Here is a 24036-nt window from a genome sequence, read left to right on the forward strand (position 1 = left end):
CCGTGATCCAGGGGGTTCGACGATGCACCCACGTACCCGGCGCGCCAGCGTGCCCGCGCTCCTCGCGGCACTGGCGCTGACAGTCCCGGTCGGAGCCGCCGCGGCGGCCTCGCCCGACGACGACCCCGCGGTGGAGACCGCGGTCACCGAGGCCCTGCAGGAGGCGCAGTCGTTCCCGTCGGACTTCTGGTGGGACGAGTCGCCGGACGACACCGCCCGTGCGCGGGCGATCCTGCGGCGGATGACCCTCGACGAGAAGGTCAACATGATGCACGGGGAGCTGAACAACTTCTTCGGCTTCTACAACGCCCCGATCGAGCGGGTCGGGATCCCGGCCCTGACCATGGCCGACGGGACGGCGGGCGTGCGGATCGCCAACCCCGACGTGAACGGGAAGCTGTCGACGCAGCTGCCCTCACCGCTGGCCCTGGCCGCGACGTGGGACGCGTCGCTCGCGCAGGAGTACGGCCGGCTGGCCGGCGACGAGGCGCACCGCACGGGGCACAACGTGCTGCTGGGCCCGGCGCTCGACATCGGGCGCGTCCCGCAGGGCGGCCGCAACTTCGAGGGCTTCGGCGAGGACCCGCTGCTGTCCGGGGACATGGCCGCCGCCGAGGTGCGCGGCATCCAGTCGAACCCGGTGATCGCCGACCTCAAGCACTACAACGTCTACACGCAGGAGCAGAACCGGCTGATCGGCGGCAACGCCGTCCTCGACGAGCGGACGCTGCAGGAGATCTACACGCGGCCGTTCGCCATCGCGCAGGACGAGGGCCGCGCCGGGTCGGCGATGTGCTCGTTCAACGGCATCAACGGCGTCCGCGGCTGCGAGAACGACGAGACCCTCAACCAGATCCTCAAGCAGCAGCTCGGGTTCCAGGGCTGGGTGATGAGCGACTACGGCGCCACGCCGAGCACGGTGCAGGCGGTCCTGGCGGGCATGGACCAGGAGATGCCCGGGAACTTCACCCCCGAGGTGGGGCCCGGCGACTGCTTCTTCTGCGGGCCGCTGCTCGACGCGGTGCGCGCGGGTCAGGTCCCGACGTCGCGGATCGACGACGCGGTGCTGCGGATCCTGCGCCCGATGGTCGCGCTCGGGCTGTTCGACAACCCGCCGACCATCAGCCCGCTGCCCGAGGACGCCAACTCGGCGTTCGCGCGGCAGGTCTCCGAGCGGGCGTCGGTGCTGCTGAAGAACGACGGCGCGCTGCCGCTGGGGCCGGGCGTCGGGTCGATCGCCGTGATCGGTGCCGATGCCGACGTCGTCGTCCAGGGCGGCGGCTCCTCGCTGGTGAACCCGACGCGGACGATCAGCCCGCTGCAGGGCATCCAGGACCGCGTGGCCGCCGGCGTGACCGTCACGCACACGCCGGGCAACGACCCCGTCACCTCGACGTCGCTGCTCGCCGGGCCGGACCCGATCCCGTCCGACTTCCTCACCTCCGCCCTCGGCGACGGGGCCGGCGTCCGCGTCGAGTACTTCGACAGCGACGACCTGTCGGGCGCCCCCGCGGTGGACCGGACCGAGCCGTACGTCGGGATCAACGGCGGGTTCTACCTGTTCGAGGGGCTGAACTCGCAGTCGCCGCACTTCCCGCTGCAGGACAACGAGCACAACGCGTCGATCCGCTGGACCGGCACGCTCACCGCCCCGGTCACCGGCACGTACGAGCTCGCCGCCACCACCAACGGCACCAGCACCGTCTTCCTCGACGACCAGCCGGTGCTCACCACCGGGCCGTCCGGCGACCCCGCCGCCGTCACCACGGCGCCCGTGGAGCTCGTCGCCGGCCAGACCTACGCCCTGCGGGCCGAGTACACCAACGACTCCCCCGGCGGGACCGACGCCGGTGCCGCGTTCAAGCTGGGCTGGACCCCGCCGGAGCCGGTCGTCACCCCGAGCGTCCAGGCCGCCGCGCAGGCCGCGCGGTCCGCGCAGGCGGCGGTCGTCGTCGTGCGGGACTACTCCTCCGAGGGCGGCGACCGGCCGAGCCTCGACCTGCCGAACGGGCAGGCGGAGCTGATCCGCCAGGTCGCAGCGGCCAACCCGCGCACGATCGTCGTGCTCGAGGTGGGCAGCGTCGTGCAGACGTCCGACTGGGACGGCGGCGTGGGCGCCGTGCTGCACAACTGGTTCGGCGGGCAGGAGCAGGGGGCGGCGGTCGCCGGCATCCTGTTCGGCGACGTCAACCCGTCCGGCCGGCTGCCGGTGACCATCCCGGTCGACGAGGCCTCCACGCCGGTCAGCGACCCGTCGCAGTACCCGGGCGACGGGCTGGACCAGCAGTTCAGCGAGGGGATCTTCGTCGGGTACCGCGGGTACGCGGAGAACGGGATCACGCCGCAGTACGCCTTCGGGCACGGGCTGTCGTACACGACCTACCAGTACGCGAACCTGCGCACCGCGGTCGTCCCCGGCGCCGACGGCGGCTCGCAGCTGCAGGCCACGGTCGACGTGACCAACACCGGCGCGGTCGCCGGCACCGAGACCGTCCAGGTCTACGTCGGGAACCTGCCGACCCGCCGGGTCAGCAGCGCCCCGATCAGCCTGGCCGGGTTCGGCACCGCGACGCTCGCGCCGGGGCAGACGCAGACGGTCACCGTGACGCTCAGCCCGGAGTCGCTGTCCTACTGGGACGTCGACCTCGACGCGTGGCGCACCCCGACCGGCACCATCCCCGTGCTGGTGGGGGCGGCCTCGGACGACATCCGGCTCCGCGGCACCCTGGCGATCTCGGACGCGATCGTGCGCTGAGCCGCCTGCCGGTCGTCGAGATCGGTGCTCCCGCCCGAGATCGGTGCCTCCTGCCACCGATCTCGGCGCGGGGCACCGATCTCGGCGTCCGGGTGATCGCTCTCCGCGAATCGAGATCGCGTCACCGGGGGCGGTGCGGTGACAATGGACCGCCGATGACAGCCGCCGACCCCACCAGCCCCGCCCCCGCCCCCCGTCCCGCGAGCGGCGACGGCGGCGACGCCGCACCCGGGCGTCTCCGGCGGCGACGCGGCGGGCGCGGACGACGGCCCGCCGGCGACGGACGCGCGCCGGAGCAGCGCGGGTCCGACCAGCGCGGCCCCGACCAGCGCGCCCAGGACCCCCGCCGCGGCCGCGAGTCCCGCGCCCGGCGCCTGGCCGCCCTCGCCGACGCCCGCCGCGCGGTCGTCCTCCCGCCGGTCGTCTACCCCGAGCAGCTGCCGGTGTCGGCGCGCCGGGCCGAGATCGCCGCCGCGATCCGCGACCACCAGGTCGTCATCGTCGCCGGCGAGACCGGGTCCGGGAAGACCACCCAGCTGCCCAAGATCGCCCTGGAGCTCGGCCGCGGCCGGGACGGCCAGATCGGGCACACCCAGCCCCGCCGGATCGCCGCCCGCACGGTCGCGGAGCGGATCGCGGAGGAGCTGGGCACCACGATCGGCGAGCTCGTCGGCTACCAGGTGCGGTTCACCGACGAGTCGTCGGACCGCACGCTCGTGAAGGTCATGACCGACGGCATCCTGCTCGCGCAGATCCAGCGCGACCCGGAGCTGCGCGCCTACGACACGCTCATCATCGACGAGGCGCACGAGCGGTCGCTCAACATCGACTTCATCCTGGGCTACCTGGCCCAGCTGCTGCCGCGCCGCCCCGACCTCAAGGTCGTCATCACGTCGGCGACGATCGACTCGGCGCGGTTCGCGGCGCACTTCGCCGGCCCTGCGGACGCCGAGCACCCCGACGGCGTCCCGGCACCGGTCGTCGAGGTCACCGGGCGCACCTACCCCGTCGAGCTCCGGTACCGCCCGCTGTCCCCCGACCGCCCCACCGACGACCCGGACGACCTCGACGCGGACGACGGCACCCGGCCGCGCGCGGGCTCCCGCGGCGCCCCGGCGAAGGGCGCGCGGACGCCGCCGCCCGCCGAGGACCGCGACCTCATGACGGCGATCTGCGAGGCGGTCGACGAGCTCGCCGCCGAGGGCCCCGGCGACGTCCTGGTGTTCCTGTCCGGCGAGCGGGAGATCCGCGACGCCGAGGAGGCGCTGCGCGGCCACCTGGGCGTGCGGGTGCAGGACCAGCGCCGCCCCGACGCCGTCGAGCTGCTGCCGCTGTACGGCCGGCTGTCGGCCGCGGAGCAGCACCGGGTGTTCCAGCAGCACGGCACCCGCCGCGTCGTGCTGGCCACCAACGTCGCCGAGACCTCGCTGACGGTGCCGGGCATCCGGTACGTCGTCGACCCCGGCACCGCGCGCATCTCGCGGTACTCCAAGGCCACCAAGGTGCAGCGGCTGCCGATCGAGCCGATCTCGCAGGCGTCGGCGAACCAGCGGTCGGGCCGGTGCGGGCGCGTCGCCGACGGCATCGCGATCCGGCTGTACTCCGAGGACGACTTCGCGTCCCGGCCGCGGTTCACCGAGCCCGAGATCCTGCGCACCTCGCTCGCGTCGGTGATCCTGCAGATGGTCGCGGTCGGCGTCGCGACCGGGCCGGACGACGTGGCGTCGTTCCCGTTCGTCGACCCGCCGGACACCCGGGCCGTGCGCGACGGCGTTCAGCTGCTGACCGAGCTCGGCGCGCTGGAGACCGGCCCCTCCGGCACCCGGCTGACCGACACCGGCCGCGCGCTCGCCCAGCTGCCGATGGACCCGCGGCTGGCCAGGATGATCGTCGAGGGCGGTCGGCGGGGCGTCGCGCGCGAGGTGATGATCGTGGCCGCCGCCCTGTCGATCCAGGACCCCCGCGAGCGCCCGGTCGAGACGCGCGCCCAGGCCGACCAGCTGCACGCCCGGTTCGCCGACCCGACGTCCGACTTCCTGGCGTACCTCAACCTCTGGCAGTACGTCCGCGACGCGCAGCGCGACCTGTCGGGCTCGGCGTTCCGGCGGCTGTGCAAGGCCGAGTACCTCAACTACCTGCGGCTGCGCGAGTGGCAGGACGTCGTGACGCAGCTCAAGGAGCTCGCGAAGCCGCTCGGCATCACGATGAACCCGCCGCGGACGACCGACCGCGACCTGTCCGAGGAGCGCGACCCCGCGACCGAGGGCCGCGGCGCGCACCGGCTGGAGTGGGACGCCGACCGGGTGCACGTCGCGCTGCTGTCCGGCCTGCTGTCGCAGATCGGCATGCAGGAGGCGTCGGACCTGTCCGGCGGCGGCGCGCAGGCCCGGGGCAAGGGCCGTGGTGACGGCGGGCGCACCCCGGACCGGCGCGGCCGCAACGAGTACCTGGGCGCGCGCGGTGCCAAGTTCGCGATCTTCCCGGGCTCCGGGCTGGCCAAGAAGCCGCCGGCCTGGGTGATGGCGGGCGAGCTCGTCGAGACCTCCCGGCTGTGGGCCCGCGACGCCGCGCGCATCCAGCCCGAGTGGGCCGAGGACCTGGCCGGGCACCTGGTGAAGCGGTCGTACTCCGAGCCGTCCTGGTCGTCCAAGCAGGGCGCCGCCATGGCCCTGGAGCGGGTGATGCTCTACGGCGTCCCGATCGTCACCGGGCGGCGGGTGCTGTTCGGGAAGGTCGACGCCGAGCACGCGCGCGAGCTGTTCATCCGGCACGCGCTGGTCGAGGGCGACTGGACCACGCACCACGCGTTCTTCGCCGAGAACCGCCGGCTGCTGAAGGAGGCCGAGGACCTGGAGGCCCGGTCCCGGCGCCGCGGCCTGGTCGTCGACGACGACGCCCTGTTCGACTTCTACGACGAGCGGATCCCCGACGACGTCGTGTCCGCGCGGCACTTCGACCAGTGGTGGAAGGGCGCGCGCCGCCAGGACCCCGACCTGCTGACGTTCACCCGCGAGCTGCTGGTGACCGACGAGGGCGGCGTGGACGAGTCCTCGTTCCCGTCGACCTGGCCGCAGGGCGACCTCGCGCTGCCGCTGACCTACCAGTTCCAGCCCGGCGCGGACGCGGACGGCGTCACCGTGCACGTCCCGCTCGTCGCGCTGGCCCGGGTCCGGCCCGAGGGCTTCGACTGGATGGTGCCGGGGCTCCGCGAGGAGCTGGTGACGGCGACGATCCGCGCGCTGCCGAAGCCGGTCCGGGTGCAGCTGGTGCCCGCGCCGGACGTCGCGCGCGACGTGGTCGGCTGGCTCGACGCGCACACCGCCTCGTGGGAGGACACCGTGCGGGCGGCCGACGCCGCGCCGTCGTACGAGACCGCCTTCCGGCAGGCCGTCCGGGCGCTCCGCGACGTCGTCGTGCCCGACGGCGCGATCGACCTCGACCGGCTCCCCCCGCACCTGCGGATGACGTTCCGGGTCGTGGACGACCGCGGCCGGGTGCTCGACGAGGGCAAGGACCTCGCAGTGCTGCAGCGGACGCTCGCGGCGCGGACCCAGGACGCAGTGAGCACCGCCGTCCGGACCGCGGTGCGGGACGCGATGGCGGACGCGCGCGCCCGGTCGGGGGCGGTGGACGGCGACGGCGGCGGAGGCCCGGCGCCCGGCCGCGGCGGGTCGGCGGCCGTCCCCGGTCCCGGGGCCCGGGCCGCGACGCCCGCGCTGCCCGGCTTCGACGGCACCGACCTCGACACCTGGCCCGCCGACCTGCCCGGCGGCGCCCTCCCCGAGCGCGTCGAGACGCAGGACGCGAGCGGGCTCACGGTGCGCGGCTACCCGGCGCTCGTGGAGCACGGCTCCGGGCCAGCGGCGACCGTCCGGGTCGAGGTGCTGGCCGACGCCGGGGACCAGGCCGTCCGGCACCGCCGCGGCCTGCGCCGGCTGCTGGTCCGCGACGTCGGGCTCGCCGCGGGCCGGATCACCTCGCGGTGGTCGGGCACCCAGGCGCTCACGCTCGCGGCCAGCCCGTACCCGAGCACCGAGGCGCTGGTCGCCGACGTGCAGCTCGCCGCCGTCGACCGGCTGCTGACCGAGCACCTCGCCGGGCGCCCGGCGACGGCCGTCCGGTCCGCCGACGCCTACGCGGCGGCCCGCGGGTTCGTCCGGGACCGGCTCGAGGACGCCGTGCACCGGGTGGTGCAGGACCTGGTCGCGGTGCTGGCCGCGGCCCGGGACCTCGACGGCGCCGTCCGCGGCACCCGGTCGCTCGCCCTGCTCGGCACCGTGCGCGACGTGCAGGAGCAGGCCGAGCGCCTGGTGCACGACGGATTCGTCTCCGAGACCGGCGCGGACCGGCTGCCGCACCTGGCGCGCTACCTGCGCGCCGCGGCCTACCGGCTCGACAAGGCCGCCGGCAACCCCGCGCGGGACGAGCAGCTCGCCTGGCAGGTGCGCGACCTGGAGCAGCTGCTCGGGCAGACCCGGGCCCGCGTGACCAGCCGGACCCTGGTGCCCGCCGACCTGGCGGCGCTCGACGACGCCCGCTGGCTGCTCGAGGAGCTCCGCGTGAGCCTGTTCGCCCAGCAGCTCGGCACCCCGGTCCCGGTCAGCGAGAAGCGCATCCGCAAGGCCCTGGCGGCGCTGGCCTGACCCGCCGGCCTGACGGGCCTGCGGCCCGGCCTCCCTCACCCGGCCAGCACGCGCCGAGATAGGACCGCCGCGGCGAGATAGGACCATGGGCAGTCCTCTCTCGCGCGCGCGGTCCTATCTCGGCGCACGGGTGCGGTGGTCGCGGGGTCAGTCCGCGTGCGAGGACCTCGCGTAGTCCTGGTCCTTCGTCTCGCGGGAGAGGATCAGCGCGAGCAGGGTCAGCACGCCCATCGCCGACAGGTACACGCCGACGAGCCAGGTGCTGCCGTCCGCCGCCGCCCACAGCGCGAGCGCCACGATCGGGGCCAGCGCCGCACCGAGGATCGACGACACGTTGTAGGCGACCGCGGAGCCGGTGTACCGGACGTTCGTCGGGAACAGCTCGGGCAGCAGCGCGCCCATCGGGCCGAACGTGGCACCCATCAGCAGGAACCCGAGCACCAGGAACGCCTGCGTGAGCGCGCCGGTGAACACGAGGTCGTCGCGCACCGTGAGGAACAGCGGGAACGAGAACCCGAACACGATGATCGCCGACGTGACGCCGATGAGCAGGCGCCGGCGCCCCAGCCGGTCGGCCAGCGGGCCGGACAGCATCGTGAAGATGCCGAAGAACAGCACGCCGATGATCTGCATGAGCACGAAGTGCACGTACGGGATGCCCAGGCCGCCGGGCTCGCCGTCCTCCGGCGCGACCGCGCGGGTGCCGTAGGTCAGCGTGAAGTTCGTCATCAGGTAGAACAGCACGTAGGTCGCCAGCATGATGAACGTGCCGAGCAGGGTCTCGCGCCAGTGGAACTTCAGCGTCGTGCCGAGCGGCACCTTGGTGATGGTGCCCTTCTTCTCGGCCTGGGTGAACGCCTCGGACTCGACCAGCTTGAGCCGCACCCACAGGCCGATGATCACCATCACGGCGGAGAACAGGAACGGCACGCGCCAGCCCCAGGACATGAACGCGTCCGAGCCCTGGCCGAGGACGCCGTTGATGATGAGGAAGATCCCGTTGGCGATGATGAAGCCGAGCGGGGCGCCCAGCTGCGGGAACGTGCCGTACCAGGCGCGCTTCCCGGCCGGGGCGTTCTCGGTGGCGACCAGCGCTGCGCCCGACCACTCGCCGCCGAGCGCGAAGCCCTGCGCGAGCCGCAGCACCAGCAGCGCGACCGTGGCGCCGACGCCGATGTGGCCGAACGTCGGCAGCAGCCCGATGAGGAAGGTCGCGACGCCCATGGTGAGCAGCGAGTAGACCAGCGTGGTCTTGCGGCCGCGGCGGTCGCCGAGGTGGCCGAAGAAGATCGCGCCGATCGGGCGCGCCACCATCGCGGCGCCGAACACCGCGAACGACGCGAGCAGCGCCGTGGTGTCGTTCCCGGTCGGGAAGAACAGCTTCGGGAACACGAGAACGGCGGCCGTCGCGTACACGTAGAAGTCGTAGAACTCGATGGTGGTGCCCACGAGGCTCGCCGCGATGACACGGGACGGCGAGTTGAGCGGCCGGGGCTCGGCCGGCGGCGTGGTGGTGGGCACGGTGGTGGCTGACATGCGGGGCTCCTCGACGATCCGGGTGGCGCGGGCCACCGGCGGTCGTCGGGGTCGGCTCCAGGGTCGGCTCGCGGGACGGTCGGTGCTCCAGCGCTCGGGCGACCTTACGCCGTCTCACGTGGCAGACAAGTCGCGACCGCATGGTGGACGCCTGGGCCTGTCGTCCCCAGGCTCCGGGTGCGGTGCGGCCTGTGGAGGGCGGCGACCGGGTGTCGCACCGGTGCGGCAGAGTGGCGGCATGACGAGCAGCGACGCCCCGGACACCCTCCCCGCCCTCGCCGGCCGCCGCTGCTTCGGCGACGGCGACCCGCTCTACGAGCGCTACCACGACGAGGAGTGGGGCGTCCCCGTGCACGGCGAGCGGGAGCTGTTCGAGCGCATGACGCTCGAGGCGTTCCAGTCGGGCCTCGCGTGGATCACGATCCTCCGCCGCCGCGAGGGCTTCCGCGCGGCGTTCGCGGAGTTCGACCCGGCCGTCGTGGCGGGGTTCGACGAGCACGACGTCGAGCGGCTGATGGCGGACACCAGGATCATCCGGAACCGCGCCAAGATCACGGCGGCCGTCGCCAACGCCCGCGCCCTGCTCGACCTGCACGGCCGCGGGCTGAGCCTGGACGAGCTGTTCTGGTCCGCCGCGTCCGCCCCCGGCACCCGGCCCCGGCCGCGGACGTTCGCCGAGGTCCCGGCGACGACCCCGGAGTCGGCCGCGCTCGCGAAGGAGCTCAAGCGGCAGGGGTTCCGGTTCGTCGGGCCCACGACGGCGTACGCGGCGATGCAGGCGTGCGGGATCGTCGACGACCACCTGGCCGACTGCCCCGTCGTCCTGGCGCGCGCCGGGGGGTGAGGTCGTGGGCCACCGCGAGCACGGGCCGGCACCAACCGGAGAGGGCGGGCGGTGGCAGGTCGAGGTCTGGAGGGACGACCGGACGGGCACCGCACCGTTCGAGCGGTGGTTCCGGCGGGCGGATCCGTACGTCCAGGCCGTCGTCGACGCGGTGCTGACGGAGGTGGTCGAGCCGTACGGCATCGACCTTCTCGGCACGCCGTGGTGTCGCGCTCTGGGCGAGGGGCTGTTCGAGATCCGCGTCCGCCAGTCCCTGCGCGCGGTGCGATCGCGCCGGGCCGGACCGGCAGCACGCGCGGACGTGCCGGAGACCGCGGGGCACCGCACCGTGCTCCTCCGCCTGTTCGTGACGTTCCACGGCGCGCGGGTCGTGCTGCTGCTGCACGCGTACGACAAGGGCCGGGACACGTCCGAGCGCCGCCAGCGCCGCGAGATCGACCGCGCGCGACGCCATCTGGCGACGTGGCGTCGGACGGGTTGACGCGCGATGTGCCACGGCACATGATCAGAGGACACCGATCGGAGGAGCACCGTGGCGACCACCCCCTACCGCAGGATCGCCGACGAGGCGCGGTCCCACTGGGACGAGGACGTCCGCGACGTCGCCGCGGACCTCGCGGCGGGGCTCCGCGCGCAGCTCGCGGCCGAGGAGCTGCTCGGGGCGGAGATCGCGCACCTGCGACGGACCCACGGGCTGAGCCAGGCCGCGCTCGCCGCGCGCGCCTCGGTGCAGCAGGCCGACATCAGCCGGATCGAGCGCGGGCTCGGCAACCCGACGCGGGACACGCTCGTCCGGCTCGCCGCCGCGCTCGGCGCCCGGCTCACCCTGGAACGACGCGCCGACCTCGCAGAGTGAGGCCGAGGGCCGCTCACCCCTCCCCGAACGCCCGCACCCGCAGCCCGTCCACCGCCACCTCCGCGCCGAGCACCGCCCCCGCGAGCGGGTCCCCGTCGGCGTGCGCGGTCGTCACGTACGCCCGCCCCGACCCCGGCGCCCCGAACCCCAGGCAGGTCACCCGCTCCGTCGGGACCCGGATCGCCCCGAGCGGGGTCCCGTCCGGCGCGAACCGCAGCACCGCGCCGCCGCCGTACAGCGCGACCCACAGGCAGCCCTCCCCGTCGACCGTCGTGCCGTCCGGCTGCGGTCCGTCCGCGTCGAAGGACAGGAACGGCTCGGGGGCGCCGGCGGTGCCGGACGCCGTGTCGTACGGCAGCCGGTACACGGTCGCCGTGCTGGTGTCCGTGACGTAGAGCGTCGCGCCGTCGGGGCTCCACTGCAGGCCGTTGCCGACCCCCACCCCGGTGAGCACCGCGGCGACCTCGAGGCCCTCGTCCGTGGCGACCACCCGGTACACCGTCCCGTCGCCCGGCGAGCCGTCACGCGGCATCGTCGCGACCCACAGGCGCCCGTCGCCGTCGACACCGCCGTCGTTGAACCGGTAGTCCCGGGGCATGTCCGCCGGCCGGGTGAGCGGGCCGAGCGTGGTGCCGTCGTGCACGCCGAGGCCGTCCGCGGTCGCGAGCAGCAGCCCGCCCGCGGCGGCCGGCCAGGCCAGCGACACCGGCGACGGCACGCTGACCACGGCGTCCCGCGCGTGGTCGCCGCCGGCCCAGCGGTGCACGCTGCACGCGTCGATGTCCACCCACACGACGGAGCCGTCCCGCGCGTCGTGCACGGGCCGCTCCCCCAGCCGCGCGCGGGCCTCGCCGAGGACCACGGCCTCGGGGGCGTCCGGCGGGACCAGGTCCCGGGCGTGGATCCGGCGGGCGGGCAGCGGGACGGTGCGCAGGTCGGTCACCCCACGCAGCCTCGCACGGCGCCGCCGCACCCGCCCGCCGCCCGGGCGCACCCGTCCGCCACCCCGGACCCCTCCCGGCCACCGCCCGCGCGCGGCCCCACCCGGGGTGTGAACCGGGTCACGAGAAGATGACACGTCAGGGGCAGTGGACGGCGGCCGCCGCCGGGCCTAGTGTGGCGGCACCCATCCAGAGCGACCGAGAGACCTGGCTCGTCGACGTCGCAGCAACCCCCCTCCTCACCGAGGGTGCGGGTGCTTCCGCCAGGTTCGATGGAGCTGACGATGAGCAGTCACGACGTCCCTGCGCACCTGGCGGGCACCGCCGTGCCGGACGGCCTCGGGGCCGTCGACCGCCCGACCGTGTCGTTCGAGCTGTTCCCGCCGCGGAACCCGGACGCCGCGCCCCGGCTGTGGTCCACGGTCCAGCAGCTCGCCGCGGCCCGCCCCGACTTCGTCTCGGTCACGTACGGCGCCTCGGGCAGCACCCGGACCACGACCCGGCAGCTCGTCCGCCGGCTGCTGCGCGAGACGTCGCTGACGCCGATCGCGCACCTGACCTGCGTGGCCAGCTCGCGGGAGGACCTCGCCGCGACGATCGAGGAGTTCCTCGACGAGGGCGTGCGGTCGTTCCTGGCGCTGCGCGGCGACCCGCCGGCCGACCGGTCCTGGGAGCCGCACCCCGAGGGCCTGCCGACGGCGAGCGCCCTCGTGGAGCTGCTGCGCGACGTCGAGCGGCGGCGGTGCGCGAGCAGCCCCGCGCAGGCGGTCCGCGCCGCCACCCGGCCGCTGTCCGTCGCCGTGGCGGCGTTCCCCCGCGGCAACGCCGGCGCCGGCAGCACGCGGGAGCAGGACGTCGCGGCGCTGCTCGCCAAGCAGCGGGCCGGCGCGGACTTCGCGATCACCCAGGTGTTCTACGACGCCGGGTCGTACCTCGAGCTCGTGGCCCTGGCGCGGGACGCGGGCGTCACGATCCCGATCCTCCCGGGCGTCATCCCCACCACCGACCCCGCCCGGCTGCGCCGCGTGGCGCAGCTGACCGGCGTGCCCGTCCCGGAGGCCCTGCTCGCCCGGCTCGACGCCTTCGACGCCGACGACCCGGCGGAGGTCGCCGCGCGGCACCGCCTGGGCACGCGGCTGGGCGTCGACCTGGTGAACGCCGTCCTCGACGGCGGCGCGCCCGGCGTGCACCTCTACACGTTCAACGCCCACGGCCCCGCGCTCGACCTGCTGGACGGCGCGGGCCTGGGCGGCGACGCCCCGCGCGCGCACCTGCGGGTCGCACCGGCCGTCGCCCCCGAACCGGCGGCCGCCGCGGCCGCCCCCACGACCACCCCGACCCCCGTTCCCACCAGCTGAGGCGAGAGATGACCGACCTGACCCACCCCTTCCCCGCCGGCACCGTCCTGGGCTACCCCCGGATCGGCCCGCGCCGCGAGCTGAAGAAGGCCCTGGAGGCGTTCTGGGCCGGCCGCGCGAGCGCCGAGGAGGTCGAGGCCACCGCCGCCGACCTGCGCCGCCGCACCCGCACCCGCCTGGCGGAGCTCGGCCTGGACACCCGGCTGCCCGCGATCCCCAGCGCCTTCTCGTTCTACGACCACGTGCTCGACGCGGCCGCGGTGCTCGGCGCCGTGCCCGAGCGGTTCGCGGACCTGCTCGCCGCCGACGGCGGGCTCGACCTGGCCGGTTACTCGACCGTGGCCCGCGGCCGCGGCGACGACCTGCCGCTCGAGATGACCAAGTGGTTCGACTCGAACTACCACTACCTCGTCCCGGAGATCGGCCCGGCGACGCCGTTCCGGTACGCGAGCGACCGCCCGGTGCGGGAGCTCGCCGAAGGCCTGGCGGACGGCGTGCTGACCCGCCCGGTGCTGGTCGGCCCCGTGACGTTCCTCGCGCTGGCCAAGGCCGCGGAGGGCTCGCCGGAGGACTTCCTGCCGATCGACCGGCTCGCCGACGTGCTGCCGGTGTACGCCGCGCTGCTCCGCGACCTCGCCCGCGCCGGCGCCACCTGGGTGCAGCTCGACGAGCCCGCCCTGGTCTCCGACTCGACCGGCGTCCCGGCCGACCGGCTGCTCGCAGCCGCGGCCGAGGCGTACCGCGCCCTGGCGACCGAGCTGCCCGCGGCGGAGCGCCCGGCGATCCTGGTCGCCGCCCCGTACGGCGACCTCCAGGACGCGCTGCCGGTGCTGGCGGCCACGGACGTCGAGGGCCTGGCGCTCGACCTGGTCCGCGGCTCGCTCCCGGTGGCCCCCGTCGAGGGGCTGGCGTCGAAGGTGCTGGTCGGCGGGGTGGTCGACGGCCACAACATCTGGCGCGCGGACCTCGACGCGGCGCTCGGCTCGCTCGAGTCGCTCGAGGGCCTGGGCGCGCGGCAGGTGGCCGTCGGCACGTCGACGTCGCTGTTCCACGTCCCGCACGACGTCGAGGACGAGCCGCAGCTCGACCCGACGCTGCGCTCCTGGCTCGCGTTCGCCGACCAGAAGGTCGCCGAGGTGGTCACGCTGGCGACCGGCCTGACCGAGGGCCGCGAGGCCGTGCACGCCGAGCTGCTCGCCGCGGCCGACGCGCGCCGCTCGCGCGCTCAGGCCCCGGGCGTCGTGCGGCCCGAGGTCCGCGAGCGCCTCACCGGCCTGCCCGCCGACGCGTTCCACCGGGGCGACTTCGAGGACCGCCGGGTCGCGCAGGCCGAGCGGCTGCAGCTCCCCGCGCTGCCGACCACGACGATCGGCTCGTTCCCGCAGACGCCGGAGATCCGCGTGGCCCGCGCCGCGTTCGGCCGGGGCGAGCTCACCGCCGCGCAGTACGAGGACGAGATGAAGGCGGAGATCCGCCGGGTCGTCGAGCTGCAGGAGGAGATCGGCCTCGACGTGCTCGTGCACGGCGAGCCAGAGCGCAACGACATGGTGCAGTACTTCGCCGAGAACCTGGACGGGTTCGCGGTGACCGCCAACGGCTGGGTCCAGTCGTACGGCTCGCGCTGCACCCGCCCGTCGATCCTGTGGGGCGACGTGTCCCGGCCGGCGCCGATCACGGTGCCGTGGACGACCTACACGCAGTCGCTCACCGCCAAGCCGGTGAAGGGCATGCTGACCGGCCCGGTGACGATCCTGGCGTGGTCGTTCGTCCGCGACGACCAGCCGCTGGCCGACACCGCGAACCAGGTGGCGCTCGCCCTGCGGGACGAGATCGCCGACCTGGAGGCCGCCGGGACCGCGATCGTCCAGGTCGACGAGCCCGCGCTGCGCGAGCTGCTCCCGCTGCGCGCCGCGGACCACGACGCCTACCTCGACTGGTCGGTGCGCTCGTTCCGGCTCGCGACCTCGGGCGTGCGCCCCGACACCCAGATCCACACCCACCTCTGCTACTCGGAGTTCGGCGAGATCTTCGGGGCGATCGACGGCCTGGACGCCGACGTGACCTCGATCGAGGCCGCGCGGTCGAAGATGGAGATCCTGGGCGACATCGCCTCCGAGGGCTACCCCCGCGGGATCGGCCCGGGCGTGTACGACATCCACTCGCCACGCGTGCCGAGCGAGGCCGAGGTGACCGAGCTGCTGAGCGAGGCCGTCCGGGTCGTCGACCCGGCGCAGCTCTGGGTGAACCCCGACTGCGGCCTCAAGACCCGCCGGTACGCCGAGGTGACCCCGTCGCTCCAGCACGTGCTGGCCGCCACCCGCACGGTGCGCGCGTCGCTGGCGGTGCCGACGGCCTGACGCGCCGGCGCTCCGGCGCTCCGGACGCACGACCGCCCCGGTCCCCCGCGCGGGGGCCGGGGCGGTCGTCGTGCGGCCGCGTCGCCGGTCAGGCGCTCGCACGCTCCTGCGGAGCGGCGTCGGCGCCCGCCTCGATGGTCGCCGGCGTCCCACCGGTGCTGACCTCGATGCGGCGCGGCCTGGCCTCCTCGGCCACCGGGATGGTCAGCGACAGCACGCCGTCCGCGTACGACGCGGTGATGGCGTCCAGGTCGAGCCCGCGCCCGACGGTGAGCTGCCGCGCGTAGGTCCCGACCGGGCGCTCCTTGGCGAGCCACTGCACCCCGTCCTCCGTGCGCGCGGTGCGCTGCGCGCGGATCGTGAGGGTGCGGTCGTCGACGTTCACGTCGATCGAGCCGGGGTCGGCCCCCGGCAGGTCGACGTTCAGGACGTAGTGGTCGCCCGAGCGGAACAGGTCCATCGGCATGGTCGCCGACGCGCGCTGCTGGCCGAGGACCTGGTTCATCAGCCGGTCCATCTCCTGGAACGGGTCGAATCGCGTAGCCACAGCCCGTCACCTCCTCGAAGCGTCACGGCGGTCCGGACGGTCCGGGACCGCTGCTGCCCCGGCGCTGCCGCGCCAGGAGGGCTACGAGAGATGTTCTAGCACTCGCGGGGTGCGAGTGCCAGATCGAGCGGCGGCTTGTTCGCCGAGAGGTGAACCCGCAGGTCAGACCCTTCGCGGAGACGCGTCTGCCGGGTCCGTCGCCGCCGCCAGCGCCTCGACGATCCGCACGTCGGCGTCGAGCCAGGGGACGGTGAGCCACTGCCCGCGCGGCAGCCAGCGCAGGTCGTCGTGCTCGACCAGGGGCCGCGGCTCCCCCGCGGTGACGCGCGCCAGCCAGAGCCGCATCACGTAGCGCTCGCTCAGCCACCACGCGCCCGCGTCGGGTCCGGCGAGCTCGTCGCCGAGCTCCACCGCGACGCCGAGCTCCTCGCGGATCTCCCGGTGCACGGCGTCCTCCGGGGACTCGCCCGGCTCGACCTTGCCGCCGGGGAACTCCCAGCGACCCGCCAGGCTCACCGGCGAGCGGCGGCGCGCGGCCAGCAGGGCGCCCGGGGCGGCGAGGTCGTCGACCAGCGCGGCGGCGACGACGAGGACGGGGCGGGTCATGCCGCCCAGTCTCCCAGGCCCGCGTGTCGCGCGCGTGACGCGGCCCGCGGCCCGCCCGGTGGATCCACCCGCACCGGCACGCCCGGGCGTGTCCGTGCGGGTGGATCCACCGGCTGGGAGGTCAGTCCTGCCGCAGCTCGTTCTTGAGCTCGCGCTGCGCCTGCTCCAGCGCCTCGCGCGCCGGCACGCCGGACTCGTAGATCTCGGTGAGCGTCACCGTGCCGAACCGGCTGTTCACCGCCGGCAGGTCGGGGCTGGCGAACGACTCGAAGTGCCCGATGCCGTCCTTGACCTCGTTCAGCACGTCGAACAGGTTGGTCGTGAAGTACTGGTTGAACTGGTTCTCGGGGTTCCGGGTGACCTCCTCGTCGTCCCACACCGCCATGTTCACGGGGTCGAACCCGAGCACCTCCCAGACCGCCACGTTCGCCTCCGGGGAGAGCTTGGCGAACGCGAGCCACTCGGCCGCGAGGTCCCGCACCGGCGAGTCCGCCGCGACCGCGGTGCCGGTGCCGCCGCCGCCGATGGTCAGCGTGTCCGACCCGGGGACGACCGGCGCGGGCGCGATGGCGACCTTGCCCGCCAGGTCCGGCATGTAGTCGACGAACCGCGAGGTGTACCAGGCGGGGTAGACGATCGCGGCGAAGTCCCCGCGCGCGATGGCGCCGTACGCCTCCTCGTCGTCGGGGCTGGACCCCGGGATCGGCGAGATCGCGCCCGCGTCGACCATGGCCTGCATCATCTCGAAGGACTCGACCACGACCGGGTCGTCGACCTGGACCGTGCCGTCCTCGGCGAACAGCTCGCCGCCGTGCTGGGCGATCACCAGCGGCTCGACGAAGAACACGTCGGTGTTCGCCGTGCCGAACGCCCGGCCCGTGGCGGCGCTGTACTCCGCCCCCGCCTCGGCGAAGTCGTCCCAGGTGGTGATCGTCGTGTAGTCGATGCCCGCCTCGTCGAGCAGCTCGGTGTTGTAGAACGTGACGAACGCGCCGACGTGGGTCGGGAGCCCGTAGACCGCGTCGCCGCGGCTGTACAGGTCGAGCCGCGCCTCGACGACGTCCTCGCGGTACGGCTCCGCGACGGCGGACAGGTCCATGAGCGGCGGGTTGTCGCCGCGGACGAAGTTGGCGAACTTCGTCACCTCGATGTCGACCAGGTCCGGCATGCCGGTGCCGGAGTTCGCCGCGAGCTGCAGCTTGTTGTGCATGTCCTGGTAGGGGTACACGGTCAGGCGGAGGTCGATCGCGCGGTCCGGGTTCAGCTCGTTCCACCGGTCCGCCATCTGCTCGTACAGCACCCCGTGCAGCTCGCCGAAGATCCACATCTCCACCGGCGTCGAGCCGTCCGCGTCGCGGGGGGCGTCCCGCGGCGTGTCCGCCCCACCCCCGGAGCCGCACCCGAGGCACGCCGCCAGCACCATCGCCCCGGCGAGCACGGACGCCGTCGTCCTTGTTCGTGACATTCTGCTTCTCCTTTGTGTGCGTCGCACGGGTCAGCCCTTGACGGCGCCCGCGGTCATTCCCTCCACGAAAAAGCGCTGGAAGGCGAGGAAGAGGACCAGGATCGGGACGAGCGAGAAGAAGGACCCGACGATGAGGAGGCCGTAGTTGTTCGCGTACGGCGTGATCAGGGTGTTCAACCCGATCGGCAGCGTGAACTTCTCGGAGGAGCGCAGCACGAGGAGCGGCCACAGCAGGTTGTTCCAGCACATCATCCCGTTGAGGATCGCCATGGCGGCGATCGCGGGGCGCGCGATCGGCAGGACCAGCCGGAAGAAGATGCCGAACTCCGTGACGCCGTCCACCCGCCCGGCCTCGAGGATCTCCTTGGGCACCCCGAGGAAGTACTGCCGGAAGAAGAAGATCGTCACGGCCGCGGCCAGGAACGGGATGACGATGACCGCGTAGGTGTCGGCGAGCCCCATCTCGTTCACCTGGACGTACAGGGGCAGCATCACCATCTCGAACGGGACGGCCATGATGGCGAGCACCGCGATGAACAGCGGGGTGCGGCCGCGGAACTCGTACATCGCGAAGCCGTAGGCCACGAACGAGCTGACCAGCAGCGTCCCGACGACCTGGACCACCGTCACCACGAGCGAGTTGGCGAACCACCGGAAGTACGGCCCGGAGTCGGTGAACAGCATCGTCCAGTTGTCGAGGCTGAGGGTCGCCGGGTCGACGGCGAGCGTGATCCCGCCGCGCATGATGTCGGCGCCCGACTGGAACGTGGCCACGAGGATCGCGGCGAGCGGGACGAGCGCGACGAGCGCGATCGCGATCAGGGCGGCCGACTGCAGGGCCGACAGCGCCCGGACGCCGCGCGGGGCGGGCCGGCGGGGACCCGCGCCGGACGCGGGCGGGGCGGGGGACGCGGGGCGGGTGCGTGCGGGGGCCGCGGTCATCGCACGTGCTCCTTCCTGAACGTGCCGGAGAGGGTCAGCTGCGTGATGTTGATCGCCATGACCACGACGAGCAGCACGATCCCGACGGCGGACGCGAAGCCGAGGTCGTTCTGCTCGATGCCGCGGCGGTAGAGGTAGCCGACGACCGTCAGGCCCTGGTTGTTGGGGGACGCGTTCCCGCCGTAGAGCATGAAGCTCTCGAGGAACATCGCGAGGCCGCCGTACACGCTGATGGTGGTGACGTAGACCATCGTCGGGCGGAGGTTCGGCACCGTGATCCGCAGGAACTGCTGGCGCTTGTTCGCGCCGTCGATCGAGGCCGCCTCGTAGTACTCGCCGGGGATCGACTGCATCCCGGCGATGAAGTACATGGTGTTGACCCCGGTCCAGCGCCAGACGGCGAGCGCCAGGAGCGCCGCGAGCCCCGTGAGGTCCTCGCGCAGCCACCGGACGGGCCCGAGCCCGACCAGCTGCAGCACCTGGTTCATCACCGCGTTCTCCGACTCGGAGAACATGAGCCGGAACACCAGGCCGGCGACCACCACCGAGGTGAGGGCGGGCACGAACAACGACGCCTTGAAGAACGCCTTGACCCGCGGGCTCCCGATCCGGGAGTTCACGACGGCCGCGAGGAGCATCGGGATCGGGATGAGCAGCGCCAGCGTCAGGACCATGTACCGCGCGCTGTTGAACATCGCGGTCCAGAAGACGCTGTCGTTCCACAGGCGGGCGTAGTTGTCGAGCCCGACCGAGGTGGTCTGGCCGTACAGGACCTCCTGCGTCGACATCACGACGGAGCGGGCGACCGGGATGATCCAGAACAGCGCCAGCGTCGCGACGAACGGCAGGATGAACAGGTAGGGCGCGAGCCGCTGCGAGTACAGGAGCCGCCGCACGGGGGCGGCACCCCCTCGGCCGGACCGGCGGGCGGCGACGGGCATGACGGCAGGACCTCCTGGGCACGGGGCGTCAGGGGCGCGTCGGACGCGTCCCTCGGGCGCACCGCCCGGGCACGGCTGAGACCGTGAAACGGATGCCAGGACGGACATGCGGCGCACACCTGCGTGCGCCGTTCAGTCGGAAACTCTTTCGCTCTTTGTCGAGCTGTCGGCAACGTATCGACGGGCGCGTCGACCTGTCAATGCGCATTCTCATGCGGTTGTCGTACCGAGACCGAAGCGTGAAGTCGGGCGAAACTCTTTCTCGAGAACAGGGCCCCGGGCTCGGGGGCCGTCAGCCGATCGCGAGCAGCCCGACCAGGCTCACCGACATCGCCACCGCCGTCGCCGCCGCGCCGAGCGCCAGCGGGCGGCCGCCGGTGCGCACCAGCCGGCCGAGGTGGATCTGCGTCCCCAGGGCCGTCATCGCCGCCCCGAGGAGCAGGGTGGTGACCGGCTTGACCGCCGGCAGGACGGCCTCCGGGACGAGGCCGGCCGACCGCACCGCCACCGCGACGACGAACCCGACGACGAACAGCGGGACGAGCGGTGCCGCGCCGCGCCGTCGCCCGGAGGCGTCCCCCGCCCCGTCGCCGTCCCCGGCACGCGCGCCCGCCCGCCGCCGCACCAGCCCGACGCCGGCCACCAGCGGCGCGAGCAGCACGACCCGCGCGAGCTTCGCGACCACCGCGACCGACAGCGCCGCCGCCGAGACGGTCCCCGCCGCGGCGACCACCTGGGCGACCTCGTGCACGGACATCCCCGCCCACAGGCCGGCGGTCCGGTCGGTCAGGCCCAGGGCCCCCGCGGCGAGCGGCACCGCGAGGATCGCGACGCTGCCGTAGACCGTGACCAGCGCGACGGCGGTGGCGACCTCGTCCTCCTCGGCCTCCGCGACGGGGCTCATCGCCGCGACAGCCGCGGCCCCGCAGATCGAGAACCCGGTCGCGACCAGCAGCGTCAGGCGCCGCCCCACCCCGAGGACCCGGCCGAGCCACAGCGTCGCGGCGAACGTCGCGGACACCGTCGCCAGCAGCACGACCACCTCGCCCGCGCCGAGCCCGAGCAGGTCGCGGACGGACAGCTGCAGCCCGAGCAGGACCACCCCGGCGCGGAGCACCCGCCGGCCCGTCCACGCGAGACCGGGCTCGAGCACCGCCGGGACCAGCCCGGCGGACCGGGCCACGGCGCCGAGCACGATCGCGACGAGCAGGCCGGGCAGGACGGGGACGACGGCCGTCAGCGCGAGGCAGGCGGCGCCGACGAGGAGCGCGGCGACCGCCCCGGGCAGGACGGCGGGGTCGAGGCCGAGCACCCGGCGCCGGACTGCGGGCGGAGCGGACGGGGCGGGGGGCGGAGCGGGCAGCACCCTCCCAGGATCCGGCGTCCCGCGCCGCCCTGGAACGCCGACCTGCCTGCCTGGCTCTAGCCTGAGGCTATGGACACCGCCCCGCCCCGGCGCATCCCGCTCGGCGCGCTCGAGCTGCTGGACGCGGTCGACGCGCAGGGCTCGCTGTCCGGCGCCGCGCGGGCTCTCGGCCTCGCGCAGCCGTCGGTGAGCACCGGGCTGCGCCGGCTCGAGCGCCAGACCGGGCTGACGCTGGTGGCGCGCGCGGCGTCCGGCACGCGGCTCACGCCGTCGGGCCGGGCGCTGCTGGGGCGGGCCCGGGACGTCCTGGCCGCCTCGGACGCGCTCGAGCGCGAGGTGCAGGCGCTGCGCAGCGCCCAGCAGGGCCGGGTCCGGGTGGCCGCGAGCCTGAGCGTCGCGGAGTACCTCGTCCCCGGGTGGCTGGCGACCCTGCCCGCGGGCGCCGCCGTGGTCGACCTGGTCGTGGCCAACTCCCGCGACGTCATGGACGCGGTGCTGCACGGCCGCGCCGACCTGGGCTTCGTCGAGGGCCCGGGCGTCGCCGACGGCCTGGACGCCCGGCCGGTCGGCGACGACGAGCTGGTGGTCGTCGTCGCGCCCGGGCACCCGTGGGCGCGCCGGCGGCGGCCGGTCACCGCGGCCGAGCTCGCCGGCGCTCCCCTGGCCGTGCGCGAGGCCGGGTCCGGCACCCGGGCGGTGCTGGAGGAGGCGCTCGCCGCCGCGGGCCACCCGCTCGCCGGCTCGCCCGCGCAGCTCGGGTCGACCTCCGCGGTGAAGAACGTGGTCCGCGGCGGCGGCGCCGCGGCCGTGCTGTCCCGGCTCACCGTCGCCGACGAGATCGCCCGGGGCGACCTGGTCCGCGTCGCGGTCGAGGGGGTCGACCTCACCCGCACGCTCCGCATGGTCTGGGCGCGGTCCCGACGGCCGACCGCGTCCGCAGTGGGGCTCGCCGAGCACGTCGTGCGCGCGACGACGACGGGCTAGCCCCGGGGCGCCACCACCAGCAGGTCGCCGACCTGGCAGCCGAGCACGTCGCACACGGCGGTCAGGGTCGAGAACCGGATCGCGCGCGCCCGGTCGTTCTTCAGCACCGACAGGTTGACCACGGTCACCCCCACCAGCTCCGCGAGCCGGGCGAGCGTCATCCCGCGCTCCGCCAGCAGCTCGTCCAGCCGGCAGTGGATCCGCCCGGCGTCGTCCTCGGGCGGCATCAGACCAGGCCCTCCGTCTCGCGCTCCAGCCGCTCCCCCGCGTGGAAGGCGGCGGCGAGCGCGCCCACGGCCATGGACGCGAGGATCGGCGTCCACGACACCTCGAACGTGATCTGCTCCAGGACCGCCCGGTCGGCGACCTGCGCCAGGACCCCGTTCGACGCCAGCACCGAGCAGCCGAACCAGGCGACCCAGCCGCCGGCGATCAGCAGCGACACCGCCGTGATGAGCCGGGTCGTCGTCCCGGAGAAGAACTGCCCGGCCAGCATCCGCCGGGACAGCAGCAGCACGCAGACGGTGACGCCGATGGTCGCGAGCGGCGGCACCGCGGCCGCACCGAGCGCCGCCACGTACGTGGCGACCGGCAGGTCCGACACCGTGAGCGTCGCCGTGTCCACCGTCGCGGCGACCGCGGCGCCGTCCGGGCCCAGCGGGAGGTCGACGGTCGCGCCCATGATCATCACGTCCACGGGGGCGTCCCGGTTCGGCAGGATCCGCGCCACCGACGCGACGAGGCCGATCGCCTGCCAGACGATCACGGCGGCGCCCACCACCAGGAGGGACAGCAGGTCGGACCGGCTGGTGAACCAGGGTGTCCGGGTCGTCATGACGTCTCCCATGCATATCGAGGATCGATGTTATCGATTGACGATATGCCATCGGGTGCGCCGCGTCGAGCCCGGCCGGGACGACGCAGGGCCGCGACCCCCGGCGAGGGGGGTCGCGGCCCTGGTGGTGCCCGTCACCCCCGGCGAGGGGGGTCGCGGTGCGTCAGCGCATGCCGGCGGCCTGGGCCCAGGCGACGGCCTCGGCCCGCGTGGAGACGCCGATCTTGCGGTACACCGACCGCACCTGCGACTTCACGGTGTTGCGCGTGACGAAGAGCTTGCGGGCGATGTCCTCGAGGGTGACGTCCTCCGCCAGCTCGGCGAGGACGACCCGCTCACGCGTCGTGAGCGGCTCACCCAGGATGCTGGTGGACGCGGTGGGGGCGATCTCCAGGGTGGCCATGCTGTCCTCCGGTCTGCGTGTGGCGAGTCCCGGCTGCTGGGGGTCTCCGGCTGCCGTCTACCGGTGTTGATCGGCAAGTGTGGCGGCCTCGATCGCAGTTGGTTTCTCACCCGTTCCCGGCGACGTGCGGACGATGCGGGACGCACCGCCCGTGTGCTAGGACCGAAGGCCCAGGTCACCGTCCGGCAAGCGGTCTCCTGAGAGGCTCCTCAGAAACACCCGAACGGGCTAACCGCCGTCCGGGGGAGTCTCAGTCCGTGAGCGTGGCCGCGTACTCCGCGGCGGACAGCAGCGGGCCGGCGCTCGTGACGTCCACCTTGAACAGCCAGCCGGCGCCGTACGGGTCCCCGTTCACGACCGACGGCTCGTCGACCGCCTCCTGGTTGACCTCGACCACGGTGCCCGCGACCGGGGAGTACAGCTCGGACACCGACTTGGTCGACTCGACCTCGCCCACGACCGCGCCCGCGGCGATCTCGCTGCCGACGGTCGGCAGCTCCAGGTAGACGATGTCGCCGAGCGCGTCGGCCGCGTTCTTCGTGATGCCGACGGTGGCCGGCTCGGCGCCGTCGATCCACTCGTGCTCGGCCGTGTACTGCAGGTGGGTGGGGACGTCGCTCATGGTGCTCTCCGGGGTTGTGCTCGCGAGCGGGCGCT

General features: G+C 74.4%; 20 protein-coding genes and 1 riboswitch. Of the genes, 8 read left to right on the forward strand and 12 right to left on the reverse strand.

The features are described from left to right. Nucleotides 1-49: 49 nt before the first annotated feature. Together AC3WUG_RS04285 and hrpA are read left to right on the forward strand one after the other, a co-directional pair. On the forward strand, nucleotides 50-2755 hold the full coding sequence (locus AC3WUG_RS04285) for a glycoside hydrolase family 3 C-terminal domain-containing protein (protein WP_492326517.1): 2706 nt from the start codon (nucleotides 50-52) through the stop codon (nucleotides 2753-2755). 155 nt (nucleotides 2756-2910) lie between these two features. Beyond that, the gene (gene hrpA / locus AC3WUG_RS04290) at nucleotides 2911-7398 is read left to right on the forward strand and encodes an ATP-dependent RNA helicase HrpA (protein ID WP_492326518.1); all 4488 of its coding nucleotides are present in this window, start codon (nucleotides 2911-2913) and stop codon (nucleotides 7396-7398) included. Between the two features lie 147 nt (nucleotides 7399-7545). On the opposite strand, the gene AC3WUG_RS04295 is transcribed toward hrpA, so the two are convergent. Next, a complete protein-coding gene (locus AC3WUG_RS04295) occupies nucleotides 7546-8934 on the reverse strand; it encodes an MFS transporter (protein ID WP_492326519.1) in 1389 nt (462 codons plus the stop codon). 238 nt (nucleotides 8935-9172) lie between these two features. Here AC3WUG_RS04295 and AC3WUG_RS04300 point away from each other — a divergent pair, with 238 nt between their 5' ends. Genes AC3WUG_RS04300 through AC3WUG_RS04310 form a run of 3 tightly spaced genes read left to right on the forward strand, consistent with a single transcriptional unit; the run spans nucleotide 9173 to nucleotide 10634 of the window. Then, nucleotides 9173-9778 carry a DNA-3-methyladenine glycosylase I gene (locus AC3WUG_RS04300; RefSeq protein WP_492326520.1) on the forward strand — a complete coding sequence of 202 codons (606 nt, stop codon included), beginning with the start codon at nucleotides 9173-9175 and terminating at the stop codon, nucleotides 9776-9778. Nucleotides 9779-9782: 4 nt separating this feature from the next. Continuing rightward, nucleotides 9783-10259 (forward strand): hypothetical protein, encoded by a 477-nt coding sequence (locus tag AC3WUG_RS04305; protein WP_492326521.1) that lies wholly within the window; start codon nucleotides 9783-9785, stop codon nucleotides 10257-10259. A 51-nt stretch (nucleotides 10260-10310) separates the two neighbouring features. Next, the gene (locus tag AC3WUG_RS04310; RefSeq protein WP_492326522.1) at nucleotides 10311-10634 is read left to right on the forward strand and encodes a helix-turn-helix domain-containing protein; all 324 of its coding nucleotides are present in this window, start codon (nucleotides 10311-10313) and stop codon (nucleotides 10632-10634) included. A 13-nt stretch (nucleotides 10635-10647) separates the two neighbouring features. On the opposite strand, the gene AC3WUG_RS04315 is transcribed toward AC3WUG_RS04310, so the two are convergent. Next, nucleotides 10648-11577 (reverse strand): SMP-30/gluconolactonase/LRE family protein, encoded by a 930-nt coding sequence (locus tag AC3WUG_RS04315; protein ID WP_492326523.1) that lies wholly within the window; start codon nucleotides 11575-11577, stop codon nucleotides 10648-10650. 180 nt (nucleotides 11578-11757) lie between these two features. After that, a riboswitch (SAM riboswitch) is annotated at nucleotides 11758-11866 on the forward strand. Between AC3WUG_RS04315 and AC3WUG_RS04320 the strand changes: the two genes are divergently transcribed. Together AC3WUG_RS04320 and metE are read left to right on the forward strand one after the other, a co-directional pair. Next, nucleotides 11860-12933 (forward strand): methylenetetrahydrofolate reductase, encoded by a 1074-nt coding sequence (locus AC3WUG_RS04320; protein ID WP_492326524.1) that lies wholly within the window; start codon nucleotides 11860-11862, stop codon nucleotides 12931-12933. Its footprint overlaps the riboswitch before it by 7 nt. Nucleotides 12934-12941: 8 nt before the next feature. Continuing rightward, nucleotides 12942-15290, forward strand: coding sequence for a 5-methyltetrahydropteroyltriglutamate--homocysteine S-methyltransferase (gene metE / locus AC3WUG_RS04325; protein ID WP_492326525.1), 2349 nt, complete (start codon nucleotides 12942-12944; stop codon nucleotides 15288-15290). A gap of 88 nt (nucleotides 15291-15378) precedes the next feature. Here the strand turns inward: metE and AC3WUG_RS04330 are convergent, their stop codons facing one another. From AC3WUG_RS04330 to AC3WUG_RS04355, 6 genes are all read right to left on the reverse strand, one after another. Further along, a complete protein-coding gene (locus AC3WUG_RS04330) occupies nucleotides 15379-15837 on the reverse strand; it encodes an Hsp20/alpha crystallin family protein (RefSeq protein WP_492326526.1) in 459 nt (152 codons plus the stop codon). A 162-nt stretch (nucleotides 15838-15999) separates the two neighbouring features. Beyond that, on the reverse strand, nucleotides 16000-16443 hold the full coding sequence (locus tag AC3WUG_RS04335; RefSeq protein WP_492326527.1) for a (deoxy)nucleoside triphosphate pyrophosphohydrolase: 444 nt from the start codon (nucleotides 16441-16443) through the stop codon (nucleotides 16000-16002). A gap of 121 nt (nucleotides 16444-16564) precedes the next feature. Then, nucleotides 16565-17908, reverse strand: a complete 1344-nt coding sequence (locus AC3WUG_RS04340) for an ABC transporter substrate-binding protein (RefSeq protein ID WP_492326528.1) — start codon at nucleotides 17906-17908, stop codon at nucleotides 16565-16567. Nucleotides 17909-17938: 30 nt separating this feature from the next. Beyond that, nucleotides 17939-18850 (reverse strand): carbohydrate ABC transporter permease, encoded by a 912-nt coding sequence (locus tag AC3WUG_RS04345; RefSeq protein ID WP_492326529.1) that lies wholly within the window; start codon nucleotides 18848-18850, stop codon nucleotides 17939-17941. Beyond that, nucleotides 18847-19791, reverse strand: coding sequence for a carbohydrate ABC transporter permease (locus AC3WUG_RS04350; RefSeq protein WP_492326530.1), 945 nt, complete (start codon nucleotides 19789-19791; stop codon nucleotides 18847-18849). Before AC3WUG_RS04350 ends, AC3WUG_RS04345 begins: the two co-directional genes overlap by 4 nt. Nucleotides 19792-20083: 292 nt before the next feature. Next, nucleotides 20084-21103 carry a YeiH family protein gene (locus AC3WUG_RS04355; RefSeq protein WP_492326531.1) on the reverse strand — a complete coding sequence of 340 codons (1020 nt, stop codon included), beginning with the start codon at nucleotides 21101-21103 and terminating at the stop codon, nucleotides 20084-20086. 123 nt (nucleotides 21104-21226) lie between these two features. On the opposite strand from AC3WUG_RS04355, the gene AC3WUG_RS04360 reads away from it, so the two are divergent. Continuing rightward, on the forward strand, nucleotides 21227-22141 hold the full coding sequence (locus AC3WUG_RS04360) for a LysR family transcriptional regulator (RefSeq protein WP_492326532.1): 915 nt from the start codon (nucleotides 21227-21229) through the stop codon (nucleotides 22139-22141). Here AC3WUG_RS04360 and AC3WUG_RS04365 read toward each other — a convergent pair. The 4 genes from AC3WUG_RS04365 to gcvH form a co-directional block, all read right to left on the reverse strand. Beyond that, a complete protein-coding gene (locus AC3WUG_RS04365; RefSeq protein WP_203666895.1) occupies nucleotides 22138-22368 on the reverse strand; it encodes a helix-turn-helix domain-containing protein in 231 nt (76 codons plus the stop codon). The genes AC3WUG_RS04360 and AC3WUG_RS04365 overlap by 4 nt on opposite strands. Further along, nucleotides 22368-22976 carry a hypothetical protein gene (locus tag AC3WUG_RS04370; RefSeq protein WP_492326533.1) on the reverse strand — a complete coding sequence of 203 codons (609 nt, stop codon included), beginning with the start codon at nucleotides 22974-22976 and terminating at the stop codon, nucleotides 22368-22370. The genes AC3WUG_RS04365 and AC3WUG_RS04370 overlap by 1 nt, the downstream gene beginning before the upstream one ends. Nucleotides 22977-23139: 163 nt before the next feature. Continuing rightward, the gene (locus AC3WUG_RS04375; RefSeq protein WP_147795137.1) at nucleotides 23140-23379 is read right to left on the reverse strand and encodes a helix-turn-helix domain-containing protein; all 240 of its coding nucleotides are present in this window, start codon (nucleotides 23377-23379) and stop codon (nucleotides 23140-23142) included. Nucleotides 23380-23629: 250 nt separating this feature from the next. Then, complete coding sequence (gcvH, locus tag AC3WUG_RS04380) at nucleotides 23630-24001, reverse strand: glycine cleavage system protein GcvH (RefSeq protein ID WP_492326534.1); 372 nt, start codon at nucleotides 23999-24001, stop codon at nucleotides 23630-23632. Nucleotides 24002-24036 lie beyond the last annotated feature (35 nt).

The organism is Cellulomonas sp. EB106-03-03-XG116 (assembly GCF_058792015.1).

What these genes read in the sequence shown, in the direction of transcription:
- AC3WUG_RS04370 (WP_492326533.1), bottom strand. Translation starts at nt 22,976, where the DNA reads ATGACGACCCGGACACCCTGGTTCACCAGCCGGTCCGACCTGCTGTCC.
- AC3WUG_RS04300 (WP_492326520.1), top strand. Translation starts at nt 9,173, where the DNA reads ATGACGAGCAGCGACGCCCCGGACACCCTCCCCGCCCTCGCCGGCCGC.
- AC3WUG_RS04345 (WP_492326529.1), bottom strand. Translation starts at nt 18,850, where the DNA reads ATGACCGCGGCCCCCGCACGCACCCGCCCCGCGTCCCCCGCCCCGCCC.
- AC3WUG_RS04335 (WP_492326527.1), bottom strand. Translation starts at nt 16,443, where the DNA reads ATGACCCGCCCCGTCCTCGTCGTCGCCGCCGCGCTGGTCGACGACCTC.
- AC3WUG_RS04350 (WP_492326530.1), bottom strand. Translation starts at nt 19,791, where the DNA reads ATGCCCGTCGCCGCCCGCCGGTCCGGCCGAGGGGGTGCCGCCCCCGTG.
- hrpA (WP_492326518.1), top strand. Translation starts at nt 2,911, where the DNA reads ATGACAGCCGCCGACCCCACCAGCCCCGCCCCCGCCCCCCGTCCCGCG.
- AC3WUG_RS04360 (WP_492326532.1), top strand. Translation starts at nt 21,227, where the DNA reads ATGGACACCGCCCCGCCCCGGCGCATCCCGCTCGGCGCGCTCGAGCTG.
- gcvH (WP_492326534.1), bottom strand. Translation starts at nt 24,001, where the DNA reads ATGAGCGACGTCCCCACCCACCTGCAGTACACGGCCGAGCACGAGTGG.
- metE (WP_492326525.1), top strand. Translation starts at nt 12,942, where the DNA reads ATGACCGACCTGACCCACCCCTTCCCCGCCGGCACCGTCCTGGGCTAC.
- AC3WUG_RS04295 (WP_492326519.1), bottom strand. Translation starts at nt 8,934, where the DNA reads ATGTCAGCCACCACCGTGCCCACCACCACGCCGCCGGCCGAGCCCCGG.
- AC3WUG_RS04365 (WP_203666895.1), bottom strand. Translation starts at nt 22,368, where the DNA reads ATGCCGCCCGAGGACGACGCCGGGCGGATCCACTGCCGGCTGGACGAG.
- AC3WUG_RS04320 (WP_492326524.1), top strand. Translation starts at nt 11,860, where the DNA reads ATGAGCAGTCACGACGTCCCTGCGCACCTGGCGGGCACCGCCGTGCCG.
- AC3WUG_RS04340 (WP_492326528.1), bottom strand. Translation starts at nt 17,908, where the DNA reads ATGTCACGAACAAGGACGACGGCGTCCGTGCTCGCCGGGGCGATGGTG.
- AC3WUG_RS04375 (WP_147795137.1), bottom strand. Translation starts at nt 23,379, where the DNA reads ATGGCCACCCTGGAGATCGCCCCCACCGCGTCCACCAGCATCCTGGGT.